Annotated in this window: 17 protein-coding genes; 11 read left to right on the top strand and 6 right to left on the bottom strand. The window is 68.7% G+C overall.

All coding sequences use genetic code 11. From position 1 onward, the window contains the following. Positions 1-189: 189 nt before the first annotated feature. Positions 190-1,899, bottom strand: a complete 1,710-nt coding sequence (locus ACFXK0_RS02210; protein WP_379407832.1) for a DEAD/DEAH box helicase — start codon at positions 1,897-1,899, stop codon at positions 190-192. Positions 1,900-2,340: 441 nt separating this feature from the next. Between ACFXK0_RS02210 and ACFXK0_RS02205 the strand changes: the two genes are divergently transcribed. The 3 genes from ACFXK0_RS02205 to ACFXK0_RS02195 all read left to right on the top strand — a co-directional run bounded on the left by ACFXK0_RS02205 (position 2,341) and on the right by ACFXK0_RS02195 (position 4,472). After that, complete coding sequence (locus tag ACFXK0_RS02205; protein ID WP_379407830.1) at positions 2,341-3,393, top strand: alpha/beta fold hydrolase; 1,053 nt, start codon at positions 2,341-2,343, stop codon at positions 3,391-3,393. A 27-nt stretch (positions 3,394-3,420) separates the two neighbouring features. Beyond that, positions 3,421-4,110, top strand: coding sequence for a ferritin-like fold-containing protein (locus ACFXK0_RS02200; protein ID WP_379407829.1), 690 nt, complete (start codon positions 3,421-3,423; stop codon positions 4,108-4,110). A 134-nt stretch (positions 4,111-4,244) separates the two neighbouring features. Next, positions 4,245-4,472 (top strand): DUF3107 domain-containing protein, encoded by a 228-nt coding sequence (locus ACFXK0_RS02195; RefSeq protein ID WP_379407828.1) that lies wholly within the window; start codon positions 4,245-4,247, stop codon positions 4,470-4,472. A 193-nt stretch (positions 4,473-4,665) separates the two neighbouring features. Here ACFXK0_RS02195 and ACFXK0_RS02190 read toward each other — a convergent pair whose 3' ends face one another. Continuing rightward, positions 4,666-5,337, bottom strand: coding sequence for a TetR/AcrR family transcriptional regulator (locus ACFXK0_RS02190; protein WP_379407826.1), 672 nt, complete (start codon positions 5,335-5,337; stop codon positions 4,666-4,668). Positions 5,338-5,636: 299 nt separating this feature from the next. Between ACFXK0_RS02190 and ACFXK0_RS02185 the strand changes: the two genes are divergently transcribed. From ACFXK0_RS02185 to ACFXK0_RS02155, 7 genes are all read left to right on the top strand, one after another. After that, on the top strand, positions 5,637-6,629 hold the full coding sequence (locus ACFXK0_RS02185) for a DUF3152 domain-containing protein (protein WP_379408063.1): 993 nt from the start codon (positions 5,637-5,639) through the stop codon (positions 6,627-6,629). 103 nt (positions 6,630-6,732) lie between these two features. Beyond that, positions 6,733-7,914 carry an adenylyltransferase/sulfurtransferase MoeZ gene (gene moeZ / locus ACFXK0_RS02180; RefSeq protein WP_379407825.1) on the top strand — a complete coding sequence of 394 codons (1,182 nt, stop codon included), beginning with the start codon at positions 6,733-6,735 and terminating at the stop codon, positions 7,912-7,914. A 101-nt stretch (positions 7,915-8,015) separates the two neighbouring features. Continuing rightward, on the top strand, positions 8,016-8,867 hold the full coding sequence (locus ACFXK0_RS02175; RefSeq protein ID WP_379407824.1) for a TIGR02569 family protein: 852 nt from the start codon (positions 8,016-8,018) through the stop codon (positions 8,865-8,867). A 172-nt stretch (positions 8,868-9,039) separates the two neighbouring features. Beyond that, on the top strand, positions 9,040-10,887 hold the full coding sequence (locus ACFXK0_RS02170) for an SCO2524 family protein (protein ID WP_379407823.1): 1,848 nt from the start codon (positions 9,040-9,042) through the stop codon (positions 10,885-10,887). Positions 10,888-10,891: 4 nt separating this feature from the next. Further along, a complete protein-coding gene (locus tag ACFXK0_RS02165) occupies positions 10,892-11,839 on the top strand; it encodes an SCO2523 family variant P-loop protein (protein WP_379407822.1) in 948 nt (315 codons plus the stop codon). 4 nt (positions 11,840-11,843) lie between these two features. After that, positions 11,844-12,848, top strand: coding sequence for an SCO2522 family protein (locus ACFXK0_RS02160; RefSeq protein WP_379407820.1), 1,005 nt, complete (start codon positions 11,844-11,846; stop codon positions 12,846-12,848). 61 nt (positions 12,849-12,909) lie between these two features. Beyond that, positions 12,910-13,878, top strand: coding sequence for an SCO2521 family protein (locus ACFXK0_RS02155; RefSeq protein WP_379407819.1), 969 nt, complete (start codon positions 12,910-12,912; stop codon positions 13,876-13,878). Here the strand turns inward: ACFXK0_RS02155 and ACFXK0_RS02150 are convergent, their stop codons facing one another. The 4 genes from ACFXK0_RS02150 to ACFXK0_RS02135 all read right to left on the bottom strand — a co-directional run bounded on the left by ACFXK0_RS02150 (position 13,879) and on the right by ACFXK0_RS02135 (position 17,733). Further along, positions 13,879-14,730, bottom strand: coding sequence for a hypothetical protein (locus tag ACFXK0_RS02150; RefSeq protein ID WP_379407817.1), 852 nt, complete (start codon positions 14,728-14,730; stop codon positions 13,879-13,881). Between the two features lie 21 nt (positions 14,731-14,751). Continuing rightward, entirely contained in the window at positions 14,752-15,249 is a 498-nt protein-coding gene (locus ACFXK0_RS02145; RefSeq protein ID WP_379407816.1) for a GNAT family N-acetyltransferase, read from the bottom strand. Positions 15,250-15,470: 221 nt separating this feature from the next. Next, positions 15,471-16,955 (bottom strand): MFS transporter, encoded by a 1,485-nt coding sequence (locus ACFXK0_RS02140; RefSeq protein ID WP_379407815.1) that lies wholly within the window; start codon positions 16,953-16,955, stop codon positions 15,471-15,473. A gap of 100 nt (positions 16,956-17,055) precedes the next feature. Further along, positions 17,056-17,733 carry a FadR/GntR family transcriptional regulator gene (locus ACFXK0_RS02135; protein WP_379407813.1) on the bottom strand — a complete coding sequence of 226 codons (678 nt, stop codon included), beginning with the start codon at positions 17,731-17,733 and terminating at the stop codon, positions 17,056-17,058. 218 nt (positions 17,734-17,951) lie between these two features. Here ACFXK0_RS02135 and ACFXK0_RS02130 point away from each other — a divergent pair, with 218 nt between their 5' ends. Further along, the gene (locus ACFXK0_RS02130) at positions 17,952-19,100 is read left to right on the top strand and encodes an MFS transporter (RefSeq protein ID WP_379408062.1); all 1,149 of its coding nucleotides are present in this window, start codon (positions 17,952-17,954) and stop codon (positions 19,098-19,100) included. Positions 19,101-19,157 lie beyond the last annotated feature (57 nt).

Raw genomic sequence — 19,157 nt, 5'->3', positions numbered from 1 at the left:
GCGGGGGGGGGGGGCCCCTCTGCCCCGGTTGCCGCGGGGGGGGGCCGGCCTGGTGTGGTGGGCGGGGCGGGGGGCCCCCCCCCCCCCCCCCGCCGCTGCGCGGCGGATCCCTCCTCGGGGTCGGGATGTGCGGGGCTGGGAGTGCGGGAGGTGGCGGTCGCTCCCGGGGTCCGCAGCTTGGGGGTGTGGTCAGGCGTCGACGGTTACCGCTGTGTCTGCGGGGGCGCTTGCCTCGGCGGGCTTGCGACGGCGCCTGCGGCGGGCGGGCTTGGCCTCGGTGGCCTCGCCCTCGGCCGGGGTGGTGTCCGCCGCGTCGGTGGTCGCCGCGTCGCCGGTGGCGGCGTCGGCGGTGCTCGCCTCGTCCGCCTGGTCGGCGGGCTTGCGACGGCGACGACGCCTGCGGGCGGGCTTGTCGCCCTCGGTGGTGTCCTCGGCCGGTGCCTCGTCGTTCGACTCGGTGGTGGCGCCGTCGGTGGCGGGTGCGTCGGTCTTGCCGCCACGGGTACGGCGGCGGTTGCGGGTCGACTTGGGGCGCTCGGGGCGCTCCTCGACCACGTCGCCCTCTTCGCGGACGGGCTTGGGCTTGCGGATCACGCCGGTGACACCCTCGGGGATGCCGAGGTCGGTGTAGAGGTGCGGGGAGCGCGAGTAGGTCTCGGCGGGCTCGGGGATGCCGAGGCCGAGTGCCTTGTCGATGGACGCCCAGCGGTGCAGCTCGTCCCAGTCGATGAGGGTGATCGCGACACCGGTGCGGCCGGCGCGGCCGGTGCGGCCGATCCGGTGCACGTAGGTCTTCTCGTCCTCGGGACACTGGTAGTTGATGACGTGGGTGACGTCGTCGATGTCGATACCGCGCGCGGCGACATCGGTGGCGACGAGCACGTCGATGGTGCCCTTACGGAACTTGGCCAGCGCCTTCTCGCGGGCGATCTGGCCCAGGTCGCCGTGCACGGCACCGACCGCGAAACCGCGCTCGGCCAGGTCGTCGGCCACCTTCTGCGCGGTGCGCTTGGTGCGGGTGAAGATCATTGTCGCGCCGCGGCTCTCGGCCTGCAGCACCCGCGCGACCAGCTCGCTCTTGTCCAGCGCGTGCGCGCGGTAGACGAACTGCGCGGTGCGATCGTGCACCGCGGAATCGCTGGCCTCCTCGGCCCTGATGTGGGTCGGGCGGGTCAGGAAGGTGCGGGCCAGCGTGATGATCGGGCCAGGCATGGTCGCCGAGAACAGCATGGTCTGGCGCGCGTCGGGGACCATCGACAGGATGCGCTCGATATCGGGCAGGAAGCCGAGGTCGAGCATCTCGTCGGCCTCGTCCAGCACGAGCACGCCGATCTTGCCGAGGATCAGGTGGTTCTGGTTGGCCAGGTCGAGCAGCCTGCCAGGGGTGCCGACGACCACGTCGACACCGTCGCGCAGCGCGGCGATCTGGGTGTCGTAGGGGCGGCCACCGTAGATGGCGGTCACCTTCAGCGGGCCCTGGTGGTTGGTCAGGTACTTGCTCGCGTTCTCCAGGTCTTTGGTGACCTGGATGCACAGCTCGCGCGTCGGCACGATGACCAGTGCGCGCGGGGTGCCGTCGAGCGGGGTGGTTCCGGTGTCGGCGGTGGCTATCCGGTGCAGCAGCGGCACACCGAAACCGAAGGTCTTGCCCATGCCGGTGCGTGCCTGACCGATGAGATCCTCACCGGCCAGGGCCAGCGGCAGGGTGAGTTCCTGAATCGCGAAAGTGCGTTCGATCCCGATCTCGCCGAGCGCGCGCACGATTTCTTCGCGCACGCCCAATTCGGCGAAACTCGGCGGGATGTGGGTGTTGTCCAGTTCGGCCGTCAGCAGGGTGTCGGTCAAGCCGGGTTCCTGTTCGACAGTGATCTTGCTCAGGGTTCGTGCCTTCCTCGTCATTGCATCTCGCACGCACGAGGTGGGGCGGGCAGGCAGCCCGCGACGACCACATATCCGCCTGTGATACTCGCTCGACCAGGCGCCGGATAACCGTGTGACGGTGTCATCGGCGCGGCACGATCGGTGATGCGGATTCGGTGCGCGCACATTTTCGGTGGACATCGCCGCTGTCCGCCGGCGCGGTGGCCGGTGGAGTGCCGCGCCCGCGGGGTACGCCGGGGCGGCAAAATTAGCGTTGTCCACGGAGATTGTAGCGTGATAATGTGCGCAATCCGAATTTCGACGTGGCTGAATACCGCGCGAAATCAGTTCTGCCGCAGGTCGGAGTGCATACCGGCGGTGTCGCGCAGCGCAATTCACCAACCCCTGATTTCGCGCGTGTCCCCGGGTGTAATCGAACTCACTGTTACCGGCGGTACCGGGTGTGAGACATTTCTTCCTGTGAGCATCACCGACACCGTCACCACCGCAGCGCGCAACGCGTGGGCGCTGAGCTTCGGCTCGGGCATCGAGCCCGTCGATCCGGCGCCCTCGACCGTGCTGTGGGACGAGCCGCACCGCCTGCTGCGTCGCTACGAGACGGAATTCCAGTCCGCCGCAAGCGATTCCGCGGTGCTGCTGGTGCCGCCGCTGGCCGCTCCGGCCACCTGTTTCGACCTGCGCCGCGACCAGAGCTTGGCCAGGTATCTGGTGGAGACCGGGCGCGCGCCGTATGTGGTCGACTACGGCGACATCGGCTTCGCCGACCGCCGGATGGGCTTCGAGGACTGGATTCTCGACATCCTGCCCGAGGCGATCCTGCGCACCAGCGCCGATCGCGGCGGCGCCCCGGTCGACCTCGTCGGCTGGTCCGTCGGCGGTATGTTCTCCCTGCTCACCGCCGCGGCGAACACCAGCCTGCCGATCCGCTCGGTCACCGCGGTCGGCGCGCCGCTGGACTACGACAAGATGCTGGGCATCCCGCAGCTGCGCGCGGTCGCGAGCCTGACCGGTGGCCGGGCGACCACGGCGTTCGTGCGTGCCGCGGGCGGCATTCCTGCGCCGCTGACCAGGGTGGCCTACCGGCTCGCCGCCTTCGAACGCGAACTGGCGCGACCGATGTTCATCGCGAGCAATATCGCGCGCACCGAGACCCTGGCCAAGATGGAATCCATCGACCGGTTCCAGGCGTCGATGCCCGGCTACCCCGGCCGCTTCTACGGCCAGCTGTGGGGCCGGATGATGCTGGCCAACGACATCGGCAACGGCAAGCTCGAACTGCCCGGCCGCACCGTCGACCTCGCCGAGGTGCGGGTGCCGGTACTGCTGATCGGCGGCGCGTCCGACGTGATCACGCCCAAGGCCGCCGTCGAGGCAGGGCTGCGCACGCTCAGCGGTGCACCTTCGGTGACCTATGAGGTCTGCCCGGGCAGCCACCTCGGCATTCTCACCGGACCGGAGGCCCGCGAGACCACCTGGGCGCACCTGGACAAGTTCCTGGCCGAACGCGACTGATCGGCGATCGGGACTAAGCTGATGCGCATGGGAGCCCAGACCTCTGCCGCGCCGGATGTTGTCACCACCGAACCGCTCGCCGCGGACCACCAGGGGGTGACCGAGCTGTTCGCGGTCCTCGCCTACGGTGAGCTCTCCGCCTTCTACCGGCTCGCCGAGGAAGCCGAGCAGGCTCCGTCGCTGCGCGGCCGGGTGGCCGTGGCCAAGATGGCCGCCGCCGAACTCGCGCACTTCGAGACGCTCGAAGCGGCGCTGAACGCGCGCGGTGCCGACCCCGAGGCGTCGATGAGCCAGTACCAGGGCGCGCTGGACTCCTACCACGCCTCCACCGATCCATCGACCTGGCTCGAATCGATGGTCAAGTTCTATGTCGGCGACGGTCTGGCCGCCGACTTCTACACCGAGATCGCCGGCGTGCTCCCCGCCGAGGTCGCCGACGTGGTGCGCGATGTGCTCGCCGAGACCGGGCACTCCCAGTTCGTCGTCGACGAGGTCCGTGGCGCGGTCGCCGCCAGCCGCTCCGAACGCGACCGGCTCACGCTGTGGGGCCGCAGGCTGCTCGGCGAGGCGATCACCCAGGCGCAGTACGTGATGGCCCAGCGCGACGAGCTCGCGGAACTGGTACTGGCCGCGACGGGTGACCTCAACGGCATCGCGACCCTGTTCGACCGCATGCAGGAACGCCACGCCGCCCGCATGGCCCAACTCGGACTGTAGCTGTTCGGCCTCCCCGGAGTTTCGAACCGGCCTGAGCCGTTCGCTCACAGCGCAGATGGGCGTGCCACCGGCCCGGGGTCCCTGCATTAGCCTGGAAGGCGACAACACAGGACTCTTACGTTCGGAGGTTGGCCGTGGAGGTCAAGATCGGTATTTCGGATAGCCCGCGCGAGCTCGTCATCAACAGCGCGCAGAGCCCTGACGAGATCGAGGCGCTGGTGTCCGACGCGCTGAGCGGCGCCGGCGGCGTCGTCTCGCTCACCGACGAGAAGGGCCGCAAGTTCCTGATCCAGGCTGCCAAGGTCGCCTACGTAGAAATCGGCTCCCCCGCCGCAGGCCGCGTCGGCTTCGCCACGGTGTAAACCCGGACAAAGAAGACCCGCCATCTCGCACTGATGGCGGGTTTTCTTGCCTTTACGGCACGCGACACCTGATTTCGCACGAACATGGGTAACTCGCCGGGCACGCCCACAACGACACCCACAACACTCCCGCATGCCCGATCAGGAACGCAACCAGCTCCTCGATGGCCGGCCGAAATCGCGGAGAGGCGGGCTAGTCAAAAGTCCCGGAGAGGCGGAAAGGCACGTGCTTGAGGCCGCCCCAGGCCAGTGCGACGGTGGTGTCGACGGCTTCGTCCTTGGGGATCGGGCGGTCGGCCTCGAGCCAGTACCGGGCGGTGAACTGGCTGGCACCGACCAGGCCGACGGCCAGGATGCGGGCCCGGTACGGGTCGAGGCCCGAATCGTGGGCGACCAGGTCGAACACAGCGTCCACACAGGCCTCGGTGGCCTGCTCGACGCGGCGCTGCACCTGCGGTTCGGAGGTCAGGTCGGACTCGAAGACCAGGCGGAAGCCCTGCATCTCGTTGTCCACGAAATCGAAGTACGCGGCGACCGCGGCACGCACGCGCTGCTTGTTGTCGGTGGTGGAGCGCAGCGCTTGGCGCACGCTCGACACCAGGATGTCGACGTAGTTCTGCAGTACCGCCAGGTACAGCTCCAGCTTGCTCGCGAAGTGCTGGTACAGCACCGGCTTGCTGACGCCTGCGACCTGGGAGATCTCGTCCATGCCCGCGGCGTGATAGCCGCGTTGCACGAAGACCTCGCTGGCGGCGAGCAGCAGCTGCTGACGCCGTTCGTCCCTTGGCATCCGGGTGCCGCGCTTGGACGGGACCGTCTCCGGCACCGATCGGCGCGAGGTCATGCGGTCCACGAGGTCAGTCATCTCGGCTCTCTTTGTCGTTGCCCCCGGGCCGAGGATGTGCGGTCCAGGTTTTCACGAACGATACTCGCACGGTGTTCCCGCACAGTTTCGCCCTGGAAATGTAGTACCAGCCTACGGAGTTCGCCGGGCCGTAACCGCCCTATCTCGTGCGGGCGCCCGACGGGTCGGGTTGCGCACTGTGAGAATCTGGTGTGGTGACCGACCGACCGGAACGACCATCCGGCGGCGGGCGCGATGTCGCTCGCCCCACGCAACCCACCGAGTCCGGTTCAGTGACGTCGGCGCCAGAGGGGCGGGAACTGCAGGTCTACGACCCGCTGGGGCTGTATCAGCCCGCCGACCGATCCCGTCAGCCGCTGCGTGCCCGCTGGGATCCCACCCAGTCCGACAACGGCAGGCAGCGCAGCCCCGAACGCGACGCCAAGGATGTCAAGAAGCAGAGCGCGCTCGGCCGGTTCGTGTCCACCTACGGGTGGCGCGCCTACGCGTTGCCGGTGCTGCTCGCGGTGACCGTGCTGGTGGTCGTCGACGCCGTGCGCACCGCGCCGGTGTCCGCGCCGGCCGATCCCGGTTTCGGCGCGCTGAGCACGCAGTCGGCCGAGTCCGGCATCATCGGCGCCCCGCCCGGCGACGGGAAGTTCCCCGCCGATCTCCCGCTGGGCGCGCTGCCCGCCGGCGGCGCGTTCGCCGAGCGCGGGGCGGGGACCTGGCACATCGTCCCGGGAACCAGCCCGCAGGTCGGCGCGGGCACCGAACGCGTCTTCCGCTACACCGTCGAGGTCGAGGACGGCATCGACACCCAGCCCTTCGGCGGCGACGCGGCGGTGGTCAAGATGATCGAGACCACCTTGGCCAACCCCAAGAGCTGGACCCACGACACCAAGTTCGGTTTCCTGCGCATCGACGCGGGCGACCCCGATTTCCGGATCTCGCTGACCTCCCGCGAGTCCACCCGCAACGCCTGCGGATTCGAGATCCCGATCGACTCCTCGTGCTACAACGCCAGCCTGGACCGGGTGGTGCTGTCGGAGGTGCGCTGGGTGCGCGGCGCGCTCGCCTTCGACGGCGACATCGGCTCCTACCGGCAGTATCAGATCAACCACGAGGTCGGCCACGCCATCGGCTACCACACCCATCAGCCGTGCGAGACCGACGGCGGCCTGGCGCCGATCATGATGCAGCAGACCTTCGGCACCGAGAACAACGACATCGCGGTGCTCGACCCGCACGGCGTGGTACCCGCCGACGGCAAGCGCTGCCGCTTCAACCCCTGGCCCTACCCGCGCGGATAGTGGTACCCACGGTGCGGGAACATGGGCGGGAAGAACCCCGCAGCCGACGACGTTGTAACCACTGCCAACCCCACAGCCGTAGATAAACACAGGAGTTTTTGACGTGTCATTCAACGGGTCTCTGCCGCCGCTCGTCGAGCCGGCCGCGGAACTGACCAAGGACGAGGTCGCGCGCTACAGCCGCCACCTGATCATTCCCGATCTGGGCGTCGACGGTCAGAAGCGGTTGAAGAACGCCAAGGTGCTCGTGATCGGCGCCGGTGGTCTCGGCTCGCCCGCCCTGCTGTACCTGGCCGCGGCCGGTGTCGGCACCCTCGGCATCGTCGAGTTCGACGAGGTCGACATGTCGAATCTGCAGCGCCAGATCATTCACGGCGAATCCGATATCGGCCGCTCCAAGGCCGACAGCGCGCGCGATTCCATCCTGGAGATCAACTCCGGGATCACCGTCAACCTGCACAAGATCCGCCTGGAGCCGGACAACGCGGTCGAGCTGTTCGCCCAGTACGACCTGATCGTCGACGGCACCGACAACTTCGCCACCCGCTACCTGGTCAACGATGCCGCCGTGCTGGCGCACAAGCCGTACGTGTGGGGCTCGATCTACCGCTTCGAGGGCCAGGTCTCGGTGTTCTGGGAGGACGCCCCCGACGGCCGCGGCATCAACTACCGCGACCTGTACCCGGAGGCCCCGCCGCCGGGCATGGTGCCGTCCTGCGCCGAGGGCGGCGTGCTGGGCGTGCTGTGCGCCTCGATCGGTTCGGTGATGGTGACCGAGGCGATCAAGCTGATCACCGGCATCGGTGAGACACTGCTGGGCCGGCTCATGGTCTACGACGCACTGGACATGAACTACCGCACCATCAAGCTGCGCCGCGATCCGGAACGCGCGCCGATCACCGAACTGATCGACTACGAGGCGTTCTGCGGTGTGGTCTCCGAGGAGGGCACCGCGGCCGCGGCCGGGTCTACGATCACCGCCGCCGAGCTCGCCGAGCTGCTCGACGGGGACAAGGTCGTGCTGATCGACGTGCGCGAGCCGGTCGAGTGGGACATCGTGCACATCAAGGGCGCGACGCTGATCCCCAAGGACCGCATCCTCTCCGGCGACGCGCTCGCCGAACTGCCCCAGCACAAGCCGATCGTGCTGCACTGCAAGACCGGTATCCGATCGGCGGAGGCCCTCGCCGCGCTCAAGCGCGCCGGTTTCGCCGATGCCACGCACCTGCAGGGCGGCGTGGTCGCCTGGGCCAAGCAGGTCGATCCCTCGCTGCCGGTCTACTGATCCACCGCCCGGCCTCGCCGCGGGTTGCGGCGAGGTCGCAAAGTGGACTGTGCCAGCGTGCCTTGGGGCTCGGCGAGCAACCTCGGGGTTACGGTACGGCCGTGACCTCAGTCGAACCTCCCGAGCATGTGCGCGCCACATTCGGACTTCGCGAAGTGACGCCGGTCCCACTCGGCGACTGGGACGGTGGCTGGCGGCTGGGTGATGTGGTGCTGAGTCCGGTGGCCGACCACGCGCGCGCGGCGTGGTCGGCGAAGGTGCGCGAGACGCTCGCGGTGGACGGGCTGCGGGTGGCGCGTCCGGTGCGCGCGACCGACGGCCGCTATGTGGTGTCGGGCTGGCGGGCCGACACCTATGTCGACGGTGCGCCCGAGCCGCGCCACGACGAGGTGGTCTCGGTGTCGCTGCGATTACACAAGGCGACCGCGCAATTGGACCGTCCGCGATTCCTGGTGCAGCCGCCGGTGGCGCCGTGGGTCGACGTGGACGTCTTCGTCGCCGCCGATCGCGCGGCCTGGGAGTCGGTGCCGCTGCGCAGTCTGCGCGCGGGCGGGGTCCCGATCGCCGCGACGCCCGACGGGCAGCGCAGTCTCGAGCTGATCGGTCAGCTGTCCACGCTGCGCAAGCCGGTCCGGACGCCGGATCAGCTCGTGCACGGTGACCTGTTCGGCACCGTGCTGTTCGCCGGCGCGCACACCCCGGGGCTCACCGACATCACCCCGTACTGGCGGCCCGCCGCATGGGCGGCGGGCGTGGTGGTCGTCGACGCGCTGGCCTGGGGTGGCGGTGACGACGGTCTGCTGGATCGCTGGTCGACCCTGCCGGAGTGGCCGCAGATGCTGTTGCGGGCGTTGATGTTCCGGCTCGCCGTGCACGCCCTGCATCCGCGCTCGACGCCGGAGGCCTTTCCCGGGCTGGCCCGCACCGCGGACATGGTCCGTTTGGCGCTGTAAGGGCGAAATGCGCGCATCGTGACCAATGGGTCGGATGTGGTTTCAAAACCGTTGAGACCCAACGTATCCTGCGGCGCCCCGTGCTATCTTCATCGAGCATCGCCGCCCTGTGTCCTGCGCTGGACCCGCGGGACCCACTGCGGCCCGTCACGAGCGGTGAGGATTGCTGCGGGTGAGAATCCAGCCCAGACAACAGATTCTGGATATTTGGCGCGCCATGCTCTCGGCCTGTTACCGGGACGAGAAATGGCACTGGGACGGCGTACTCGAGGCCAATTCGATCAGTGATTCCGAACAGCTGCTGTGCCTGCTGTATCCGGCGACCGAGATCGAGAGCTTCGCGCTGGACCGGCCGGAGTCGATGTCCGACGATGTACGCGAGGTACTCGGCGCCTTCGGCGGGCCGACCCGGATCGGCATCACCATGATCGGATTGCTGGAGGAATACCTGCAGCGCAACACCGATGCCGACGGAACGCCGCGCTTCGACGCGGGCAGCTATCTGCGGCCCGCGGGTGAGGTGCGCCCGACCGAGCAGCAGTCGGCCATCGAAGTGGTGGACAGTTACTCGATGTCGGCCACGCTGTGCCTGGCCGGCCTCGGCTTCGCCCGCGTATTCGACCGCTGGGCCGATGCCGAGCGCCGCGCCGACATCAACGACCGCGTCGCGACGCTGAGCGCGGGCCTCAGTGCCCGCCTCACCGTCGCGATGACCGGCCTGATCCGCAGCTTCGTCGTCAACACCGTCTCGGCGACGTCACCGTCGGGGCGGGCCATGCTCGCGATGCTGAATCAGTCCGGCGCGTCCGAGCGCACCATCCTCGAGCAGGCGCGCGTCAGCCTGGACCGGGTCAGGTCCCGGCTGCGCACCGACGTGAAACTGGGCCGGACACCGCACACCGACTTCATCGACGACGACCAGCTCTTCGAATGTGGCTGGAGCTGGGGCGTGGTGCAGGACGCCGATCCGGTGACCTTTCCCGATCGCGAAGTGGCACAGGTGGCCGGCATCGCCGATCCCCGTCCCTACCTGTATTTCACCATCGTCGCCCTCGACGGCATCAACGACATTCTCTCGCAACGCACCAGGGAACTCGACCTGCTCAATGCCGACCAGCAGCGGTTGGCGGAGGCGCTGCGATTGCGCTGGGACCTGACCCAGCGGTACTGGTCCACCGTGGCCCGGTTCGGCTCGGGGCGCTGGCCACTGGAGGACATTCCGTGGCGGACCTCCGACGGTGAGGAGTCCGACTACTTCAGTCTCACCGTGTCCGCGGTGCTGATCCAGGAACTGATCGCGCGCACCGCCTCCGACGACGACCTCACCCGTGCCGTCGCGATCTTCGAGGAGCTGTCCCGGCGCGGCCGCATCAAGAGCAGGCCGACCAGGTCGGACCCCGCGGTGGCCCTGCACGACCCCGGCGTGCGCATGGTGCTGCGTGGCACCGAGAAGGCCGACGGCGGTGGGCCGCAGCTGGAATGGATCGTCTCCGACTTCGCCACCGTGCTGCTCAAGCGCACGCTGCAGGCCGCGCAGCTCTCGGGCAATATCGCCGCCCGGGACCAGCTGATGGAATTGGCCAAGACCGTGATGGACCATCTCGAGCGCCGGATGATCACCGAGGGCGAGGCACCCGGACTGTGGGACGATCCGTCCGGGGTCTTCGGTGGGCACACCCGATCGCGACCGTCGTGGTATCTGACCGAGCGCTTGGTGGAGTGCCTGGTCACCGCCGACCGCACCTATCGGGAGACGCCGCTGCGCTCGACCGCCATGGTGAGTCGAGCCGTCGAAATACTCAGCGAGGCCGAACATCTGCTCGATCAGGAGATGCTCGAGGTCAGCCAGTCGGACTCCTCGCCCAACCGGCGGACGTTGGACATGATCGAGGAGCGGCTCACCCGTGCTCGCGCGCTGATCAACAGTCAGCCGGGCACGTCGTTCACCTTGGCCTCCGCGGCGCTGATCGAACTCGATCGCCTGGCTTTCGCCCGCTCCGATGCGATGAGGAGTATCTGAACCGATGATCGTGTTCGCCACGTCCGACAAGGGCGGGACCGGCCGGTCGGTCACCAGCTGCAACCTGGCCTATCGGCTTGGTGTGCGCGGGATGAGCACTGCCTATGTGGATTTCGACTTCGGTTCGCCCACCGCGGGCGCGCTGTTCGAGATCGGCGGTGTGGAGCGGGGCGCCTCGCCGGGGCGGGGCCTGCATTCGTATCTGCGCGGGGAGATCAGCGATCCGCAGCGGTTCGACGTGCGCGCGAGCACCGATCGAGATGCCTTGCGCAGTCAGCGTTCCCGGGGCGGCAAGCTGGTGCTGCTCCCCGGTGACGAGGGCGGCGGCGAGGCGATGGAGGCCAACAATCCGGCGGTGGTGCGGCGCTGCGTCGACCTGTTGCTCGAACTCGACGCGGCCTTCAAAGTGGTGATCGTCGACCTGAGTTCGGGCCGCTCGGTGGCGATGCAGATCGCGCTGGAGGCCACCGCGCCGAAGTACATGCCGGACAAGCGGGTCTGCTGGCTGCTGTTCCATCGCTGGACCCGTCAGCACATCGTGGCCGCGCACGGTTTGGTCCGCGGGCCCAAGGGCCTGCTGAGCACCGCGACCACCGATATCGGTGGCAGCCCGCTCTACACCGAGGACGAGCTGCTGCGCCGCATCCGCTTCGTCCGCACGGCGGTGCCCTCGCTGCGCGAGCAGTCCGCGGCGGCGAGCGGACCGCAGGCGGCCTGGCTGCTGCGCCAGGACGCGGCGCTGCGTTCGCTGGCGGCGGAGTACCGGCTCGGCCAGGGTTCGCTACTGGGTGATACGCCGGTGGAACCCGTGCTGCAGTGGCGCGAGCAGATCATCCTCGATGCCGACGTGAGCGCCGGGATCGCCAACCAGGAAACCGTCGACGCCTTCGAAGGGCTGGCCAGGAAACTGGTCGATCCCGACACCTGGGTGCCGATCGACAGGCGGGGGTAGCGCGATGGTGTCGACGTTCCAGGAGGCCACGGCCGCCACCCGAGTGGAATCGGTGGCCATGTCACATGTCTCGCTCGAGGTCGGGCATTTCTCGATGGACGAGCTGGCCAACCGGCCCGAGGCGATCCGCGCCCAGTTCCAGCGGGTCGCGCCGCTGGTGAGCGCCTTCACCGAGATCGCGCGCGAAGAGTTCGCCGAGCGCGCGGGCGGGCGCGCCCGGGTCAGGGTGAGCACGTGTTTTCTGATCGACGACTACTTCCGCGGCACCACCGACCCGCGCGAGATCCTGCCCGTCTTCCTGGGGATCGCCGAGGAATGCGGTATCCGGATCGACTATCTGGGCCGGGAATCCGGCTGCGCGGTGGTGCCGCGCCGCGACAGCGGCGGCAGCCCGATCGAGCTCGCCCAGGTGGTCGCCGACATGGTGGTCGCCGAACCGCTCGAGGACTACACCGGCCGCAGACCACCCACCAGCGAACTCGGCTGGCTGGCCAACGGCCGCCGCTCCAGCGACGACGAACGCCGCGACGCCATGGACCTGCGCGACTATGTGCCGCCGCAGGAACTGAGCAGGCGCAACCATTCGATCTTCCTCGATGTGGAGATGTGGCGGCGCGAGCCGGACCGCGACGACCCGCACTGGTCGTGCCCGTTCCTGGCCTCGGTCTGGCAGTTGCTGCGGTTGGGGATGGTGCGTTTCGAGGGCAGGCGGGTGGCCGAGCCGGTGGACTACCGGGACTGGCGTACCCAGGAATGGCCCGATACCTGGGGTTTGCTGCCCTCGGTCATGCAGCTGCACGACGCGCCACCGTTCGCGGCCTTCCGATCGATGTCGGTGCTGCCGAAACGCTATCTGGGTATCGAACATTCGGTGCAGCAGATCCTCGATCACCTCGATATCGATCCCGGGGTCAGCGCCTTGTACGCTCAGCGCGCCCAGGAGAACCGGATCACCCCGACCGAGCGGATCAGCGAACGGCTCGCGCACTACTTCCTGTGCGCGGAGTGAGTTCCGGCGCGCTGGGTGTACCGGCCGTAACGCTGCCAGTCGGTGCCAGTACGCTGCGGCTATGGAACTGCGCCCCCCGGTGTCGGCGGTGCTCGGCGAGGTACGTACCGGTCTGCTGCCCGAAGCCGCTGCCCTGAGCCGTGGTTCGTCCGCGGAACTGATGGCTCTGGTGCGCGGACGCCCGGTGCGTTCGCGCGAACGCCCGGTGGTCTGGGCGCAGTCGCCGGTCGTGGTGGAAGGCATCGACTGCCGTTTCGCCACACCGGATCAGCGGCGGGTCCGCGCGGTCGGCACGGTCGCCGCCCAGGCCGCGGTGGTCGGCGGGCGGATCATGCAGAGTTCGGCGCACAGCTCGGTGGTGCCGGCGACCTCGGACCGGCGCCAGAAATGGGTGCACTATCTGAGCAGGCCGGGTGTGGCCGAGGTGCTCACCCGGGTCCCGGCGGGACTCGGCGCCGCGCTGGCCGCCGGATTCCTCACCGTGCGTGACTCCGGCACCGACACCTTCGATCCCGGCGCCGTCGCCGCGCGACTGGCCACCCGGGTGCGCCGCAATCCGATGCTCGACCAGCATCCGCCGCTGCACACCCCGACCACCCGATTGCGCTGGGCGGCACGGATAGTCGAGGGCAGCGCGCCCACCATGACGATGACGATGCATCCCGATGAGCTGCGCACCGCCGATTTCGTCGTCGGCGATGTCACCGAACTGGCCGCGGTGCACGCCTTCTGCGACGATCTCGCCCTGCACGACTGGTTGCTGACCGTGCTCACCGAGGTCATCGACGAGGCCGAGATGTACGAATTGTCGCGCACGCCGGTCGATCAGGTGATCAGCCCGCTGCTCGAGCACCTGGTCTACCTGTGGATGCCGGGCGCCGCGACACCCCCAGCTCTGCGCGGGCTGTGGGACGTGCTCGAGGCCGATCCCGGCTTCAGCAGACAGTGGCACGCGCGGGTCGGGCAGCTGCGCGACCGGCTCGCGGTCGCCACCCTGACCGCGCTGAACCGGGTGAGTACCGTCTGGTGATCACAACCGGAACAGCTGCCGCACCAGCAGCGCGAAGAACACCGAACTCGACACGATGCCGGTGTAGGCCTCGACGGTGAGGATGACCCGCGCCACCGTGCCGGTGGACTCGACGTCCTCGTAGCCGAGCGGGTTGACGAAACTGATGAACCCCAGATACATCGCCACACCCGGATCGGTGTGCGAGGTCGCCACCACCGCGATGGTGAACAGCGCGATCTGCACGGCGATCCAGGCCAGCAGCCGGAACGGGCGATAACCATAGCCGCACAACAGATCCGAGGTCCGGCCGCGCAGCCGGCCCAGGCGCGAGGGGTCGGCCAGGGTCCGGGCCCTGGCCTGGCTCAGTCCGCAACGATCCTGGCCGCGCACGTCCTCGACGACGGTGTGCAGCCGATAGGCCTGGCGGAAGGCCAGCACCGCGTGCGCGGGCAGCCGGGCGCGCAGCAGATGCTCGCCGATCTCCTCGTAGACCTCGGCGAGCAGGATGTCCTGGGTGCGGCTCAGCCGCAGCGGGCCGCGGGTCTCGACCTCGGCGGCGAACAGGGCGCTCAAGGTGGTGACCAGCTGCAGGTCCTCGCCCGCGGTCCGCAGCCGGGCCGGGTCGGCGTCGCCGTAGAGGTGGTCGAAGACCAGGCTGTCGCCGGCGCGACGGCTGGTGGGCGGGGTGTAGCTGAGCAGGATGCTCTCGACCTGGTGGTTGAAGTCGTCGAGCAGCGCGTGCTCGTTCTCCGCGCCGTCGCCACGCCGGAAGTCGGCGATCTCGGCGGCGTAGGCGTCGGCATGACGGTGGATCAGGTTCGTCTTGGCGGCGACGAACTCGCTGAGATTGCGCTGGTCGGCATGGTCCATCAGTTTCCCCCGATTCGGCGCTCATCCACCCGGTGGTGAATGACCGCCCTTGCGCCAGCGTGGATCCCACCGGTCCACCGGCGGCCACCGGTGCGGTTCCGGTTCGAGCCAGTGCACCAGCAGCTCGCGGGGTTCGCCCGCCCCGAAGTACTGGTCCTCGTATCCGGCCAGGGTGAAACCCGATTCCTTGTACAGATTCGCCGCGGGCGCGTTCGACGGGCGCACGGTGATGAACACCGCGTCGACCTCTCCGTCCCGGCAGCTCGCGACCGCGCGCTCGAGCAGCAACCGCCCCAGCCCGCGCCCCCGGCAGTGCGCCGCCACCGCCAAACCGATCAGCCACGCGTTGCGTTGCGGCCCGACCGCGACGAGCGCGTACCCGCACACCGCCCCGCCCAGATCGGCCACCACCCAGTGCGTTCCGTGCACATCGAACAGTTGGCGCAGTGCGAAATACGGATACGCGAGCGGCTCGAACTCGATGGACTCCAGCTCGGCGATCGCGGGCAGATCATCCACGACAGCAGACCGGAACACCGGTTCGGTCAACCTGTCTGAGATGTCCAATTACCGCTCACCTCTGCCGCCCCGACGCAACGTCCACCTCCCAGAGTAAGGGCACCCCGGGGCAAGAGGCCATAAACGTTCGCGAAAACCGTTGTCACACAGCGTCGTAGTGCCGTGACGGCCGAAAGCCACGTTCGGCACGGGAGGCCGGACGTGGCTGTCGGGGAGGGTGGTCAGACGTTGGCGTGAGCCAGTGAGGGAACCCGGGTGACGGCGAAGGAAGTGCGCAGGTAGCACCACCAGGTGACCGCGGCCATCACCAGGAACACCGCGGCGTAGGCCCAGAAGGCGGGAGCCATGGTGTGCAGGTGGACATTGGACAGCCGCAGCGCCTGCTGGACGACGAAGCCGCCCGCCGCGCCGACCGCGCCGATGACACCGATCGCGGCACCGGCCTGGCGCTTGGCCGAGACGGCGGCCTCGGCGAAGTCGATCCCGTGCTCGGCGGCGTACTTCCCGGCGGTCGAGTTGAAGATCGACGGGATCATTCGGTAGGTCGAACCGTTGCCGATACCGGCCAGCACGAACAGCACGAGGAAGGCGGCCAGGTAGAGCGGGAAGCTCGTCAGTTCCACCGCCGCGACGATGAACGCCACCGCGATCGCCATCCCGCCGAACACGTACACCGTGATCTTCGCGCCGCCACCGACCTTGTCGGCGACCCAGCCGCCGAAGGGCCGGCTGAACGAACCGACCAGCGCGCCGAGGAAGGCGAGGTTGCCCAGCGTGCTGATCCAGCCGATGCCGGCCAGCTCCGGGAAGGTGGCCTTGATCAGCGTCGGGAAGGCGAAGGAGAAGCCGATGAACGAACCGAAGGTGCCGATGTAGAGGAAGGCCATGATCCAGGTGTGCCGGTTGGTCAGCGCCAGCTGGTAAGAGCGGCCGTCGGACTTCGCCTCGGTGATCGAATCCATGAAGTACAGCGAGCCCAGCGTGGCGATCACGATGAACGGCAGCCAGAACAGCACGGCCAGGGTGATACCGAAGCGGTAACCGCCCGCGTCCTTCGCCATCAGGTGCGTGCCGAAGGTGATCAGCAACGGCACGATCAGCTGGGTCTGTGCGACGCCGAGGTTGCCGCCCGCGGCATTGAGGCCCAGCGCGGCGCCCTTCTTGCCCTCGGGGAAGAAGAACGAGATGTTGGCCATCGAGGAGGAGAAGTTGCCGCCGCCGACACCGGCCAGCGAGGCCAGCACGAGGAACACCCACAGCCCGGTGTCGGGCTGGTTGACGAAGTAGAGGATGCCCAGGGTCGGGATGAACAGCATCGCCGCGCTGAACGAAGTGAACGCGCGCCCACCGAATTTCGGGACGGCGAAGGTGTAGGGGATGCGCAGGGCGGCGCCGACGAGCGTCGGCACCGAAGTCAGCAGCAGGGCATTGCTGACCGCGGTCGGGTCGCCCTTGCCCAGACCGGCCAGGAATCCGAAACCGGCCGAACCCATCGCGGTGACGATGGAGCCCCAGATCACCCAGATGCTGAAGCCCAGGTTCTCGGCGAACACCGAGAACCACAGGTTCTTGCGGGCTGTCCGCTTCCCGCCGCCTTCCCAGAACGCGGGATCGTCGGGGGTCCACTGGGTCAGCCAGCGGCCCTTCTGCTGATACTCGAAGGACGGGGTTTCCGGCTTCTGGCCGGTGGCTGCTGTCGCTGTCATCGCAACAACGGTAGGAACCGGTTGTTGCGCGCCGATGGCCTCCGGTGACGTTCCCGCCAACTCGACCTCACCGGCCAAAGCTCCCGCGGTGACCGATCGGTTACCTGTCCGGATACTCGGCGATCATCGACGCGAGGAAGCAGCGGGTGGCCTGCATGGCCCGGTCGGGATCACCGTCGATGACGGCCTGCACGAGCTCGGCGTGCTCGGTGTCGTGCGAGTCGTTGGTCCGGGCGGTGCGCGCGTGGATCGCCTGCTCGATCACCGGCAGCAGCGAATCGTAGAACTCGAGATAGACCGCGTTGTGGCTGGCGACGACGATCGCGCGATGCAGTTCCACATCGGCGGCGATGGCGGCCGGATCGGGTTCGGGGCCCGACCAGTCGCTGTTGCTGCGTGCGGTCAGCAGGCGGCGCAGATTGGCGATGTCGGCGTCGTCGCGGCGACGCGCGGCCAGACCCGCGGCGGTGGTGTCGAGGGCCTCGCGCAGTTCCAGGATGTCGCGTTCCTGAGCGTCGGCGAAGTACTTCGCCAGGGTGCCGCCGACCTCGGAGGTGGCGATCACATAGGTGCCCGAGCCCTGGCGGCGCTCGAGCATGCCCGCGTGCACGAGCGCCTGGACGGCCTCGCGCACGGTATTGCGGCCGGTGCCGGTGAGCTCGGTGAGCTCCGGCTCGGTGGGAATTCGCTGACCGACCGGCCAACGGCCGGAACGGATCTCGGCCCGAAGCTGCTCGGTGACCTGGGCGATGAGGCTGGTTCGCCGGACGGGTTGCACGTCAGCAACACTACTTGCCCGCCTTCCCGCGTACTTTCGCTCACAGTCGCTTGGATCCGGTCATCGGGTCATCCTATGATTTAGCGATGCCGCCGCTCCATGAATCCGCTACCGCCCCGCAGCTGCGCGACCTCGAGCCGGAGGGCGTGGTCGACGAGGGCCGGATCAGTCGTCGATCGTTGATCGAGGGGCGGCTGCTGGTTCTCGCGGCGATCATCATGTCCGCGCTCACCCTGCGCGCCGCCGTCACGGCGTTCAGTCCGCTGGCCGAGAGCATCGGGGCCGATATCGGGTACGGGACCGCGGTCGTCGGGGTGTTCGGCATGTTGCCGACCGTCATGTTCGGGCTCGCCGGGCTGGTGACGCCGGTGCTGGTGCGGCGGTTCGGGCTCGAGCGCACGGTGTTCATCGCCATGCTGCTGGCCGGAACCGGGTCGCTGGTGCGGGCGTTCGCGCACGGGACGGGGGAGTTGCTGGCCTTCTCCGGTGTGGTGCTGCTCGGGATGGGCATCGGCAATGTGGTGATCCCGCCGCTGGTCAAGCGGTACTTCGCGGACCAGCTGGCGGCGATCAGTTCGCTGTACATCGTCATGGTGCAGTTGAGCACCGTCATTCCCGCCTTCGTCGCGGTGCCGCTGGCGCAGGCGCACGGCTGGCGGATCTCGATGGGCGTGTGGGCGCTGGTCGGGTTCGCCGCGGCGGTGCCGTGGCTGTTCGTCCTGCGTGACCGGGCGGGGCGCGACCGGCGTGACGTCACCGCGCTGCCCGCCGAACCGGCCGCGGCCACGGGCCGGATCTGGCGCTCGCCGCTGGCCTGGGGCATGGCCGCGATGTTCGGCATGACCTCGCTGACCACCTACGCGATGTTCGCCTGGCTGCCCAAGATCCTGTCCGACGCGGGCGCGAGCGCCGGCTTCGGCGGCAGCATGGTCGGGCTGTTCGCGCTGATGGGATTGATCCCCGCGCTGGGCGCCCCGACCGTGGTCTCGCGGATGCGCAACCCGTTCCCGGTGGTCGTCGGCTGCATGGCGCTGTTCGTCGCGGCCTTCGCCGGACTGCTGATCGCGCCGATGGGCGCACCGGTGTTCTGGGTGATCCTGCTCGGTCTCGGCCCGAGCACCTTCCCGATGGCACTGACCCTGATCAACCTGCGCACCCGCACCCCGCAGGGCTCGGCCGCGCTGTCGGGCTTCACCCAGGGCGTCGGGTACGCGCTGGCCAGCGTCGGCCCGCTGCTGTTCGGCATGCTGCACACCTGGACCGGCGGCTGGCTGATCCCGTTCGTCATGCTCGGCGTCGCCTTGCTGATCCTGCTGCTCGGCGCTTGGCAGGCGTGCAAGCCGCGCATGCTGGAAGATACCTGGTAGCCGCAGCAGGCAATGCAACGTAGGTCACACCCTCACGTGTGGCCGACGGGGAATTCC

This window comes from Nocardia sp. NPDC059177, from assembly GCF_042755165.1.
Classification (GTDB): domain Bacteria; phylum Actinomycetota; class Actinomycetes; order Mycobacteriales; family Mycobacteriaceae; genus Nocardia.
Note: the sequence above shows the minus strand (reverse complement) of the source record. Positions and strands in the feature narration are given on the sequence as shown.

What these genes read in the sequence shown, in the direction of transcription:
- ACFXK0_RS02210 (WP_379407832.1), bottom strand. Translation starts at nt 1,899, where the DNA reads ATGACGAGGAAGGCACGAACCCTGAGCAAGATCACTGTCGAACAGGAA.
- ACFXK0_RS02200 (WP_379407829.1), top strand. Translation starts at nt 3,421, where the DNA reads ATGGGAGCCCAGACCTCTGCCGCGCCGGATGTTGTCACCACCGAACCG.
- ACFXK0_RS02190 (WP_379407826.1), bottom strand. Translation starts at nt 5,337, where the DNA reads ATGACTGACCTCGTGGACCGCATGACCTCGCGCCGATCGGTGCCGGAG.
- ACFXK0_RS02165 (WP_379407822.1), top strand. Translation starts at nt 10,892, where the DNA reads ATGATCGTGTTCGCCACGTCCGACAAGGGCGGGACCGGCCGGTCGGTC.
- ACFXK0_RS02160 (WP_379407820.1), top strand. Translation starts at nt 11,844, where the DNA reads ATGGTGTCGACGTTCCAGGAGGCCACGGCCGCCACCCGAGTGGAATCG.
- ACFXK0_RS02155 (WP_379407819.1), top strand. Translation starts at nt 12,910, where the DNA reads ATGGAACTGCGCCCCCCGGTGTCGGCGGTGCTCGGCGAGGTACGTACC.
- ACFXK0_RS02150 (WP_379407817.1), bottom strand. Translation starts at nt 14,730, where the DNA reads ATGGACCATGCCGACCAGCGCAATCTCAGCGAGTTCGTCGCCGCCAAG.
- ACFXK0_RS02140 (WP_379407815.1), bottom strand. Translation starts at nt 16,955, where the DNA reads ATGACAGCGACAGCAGCCACCGGCCAGAAGCCGGAAACCCCGTCCTTC.
- ACFXK0_RS02130 (WP_379408062.1), top strand. Translation starts at nt 17,952, where the DNA reads ATGTCCGCGCTCACCCTGCGCGCCGCCGTCACGGCGTTCAGTCCGCTG.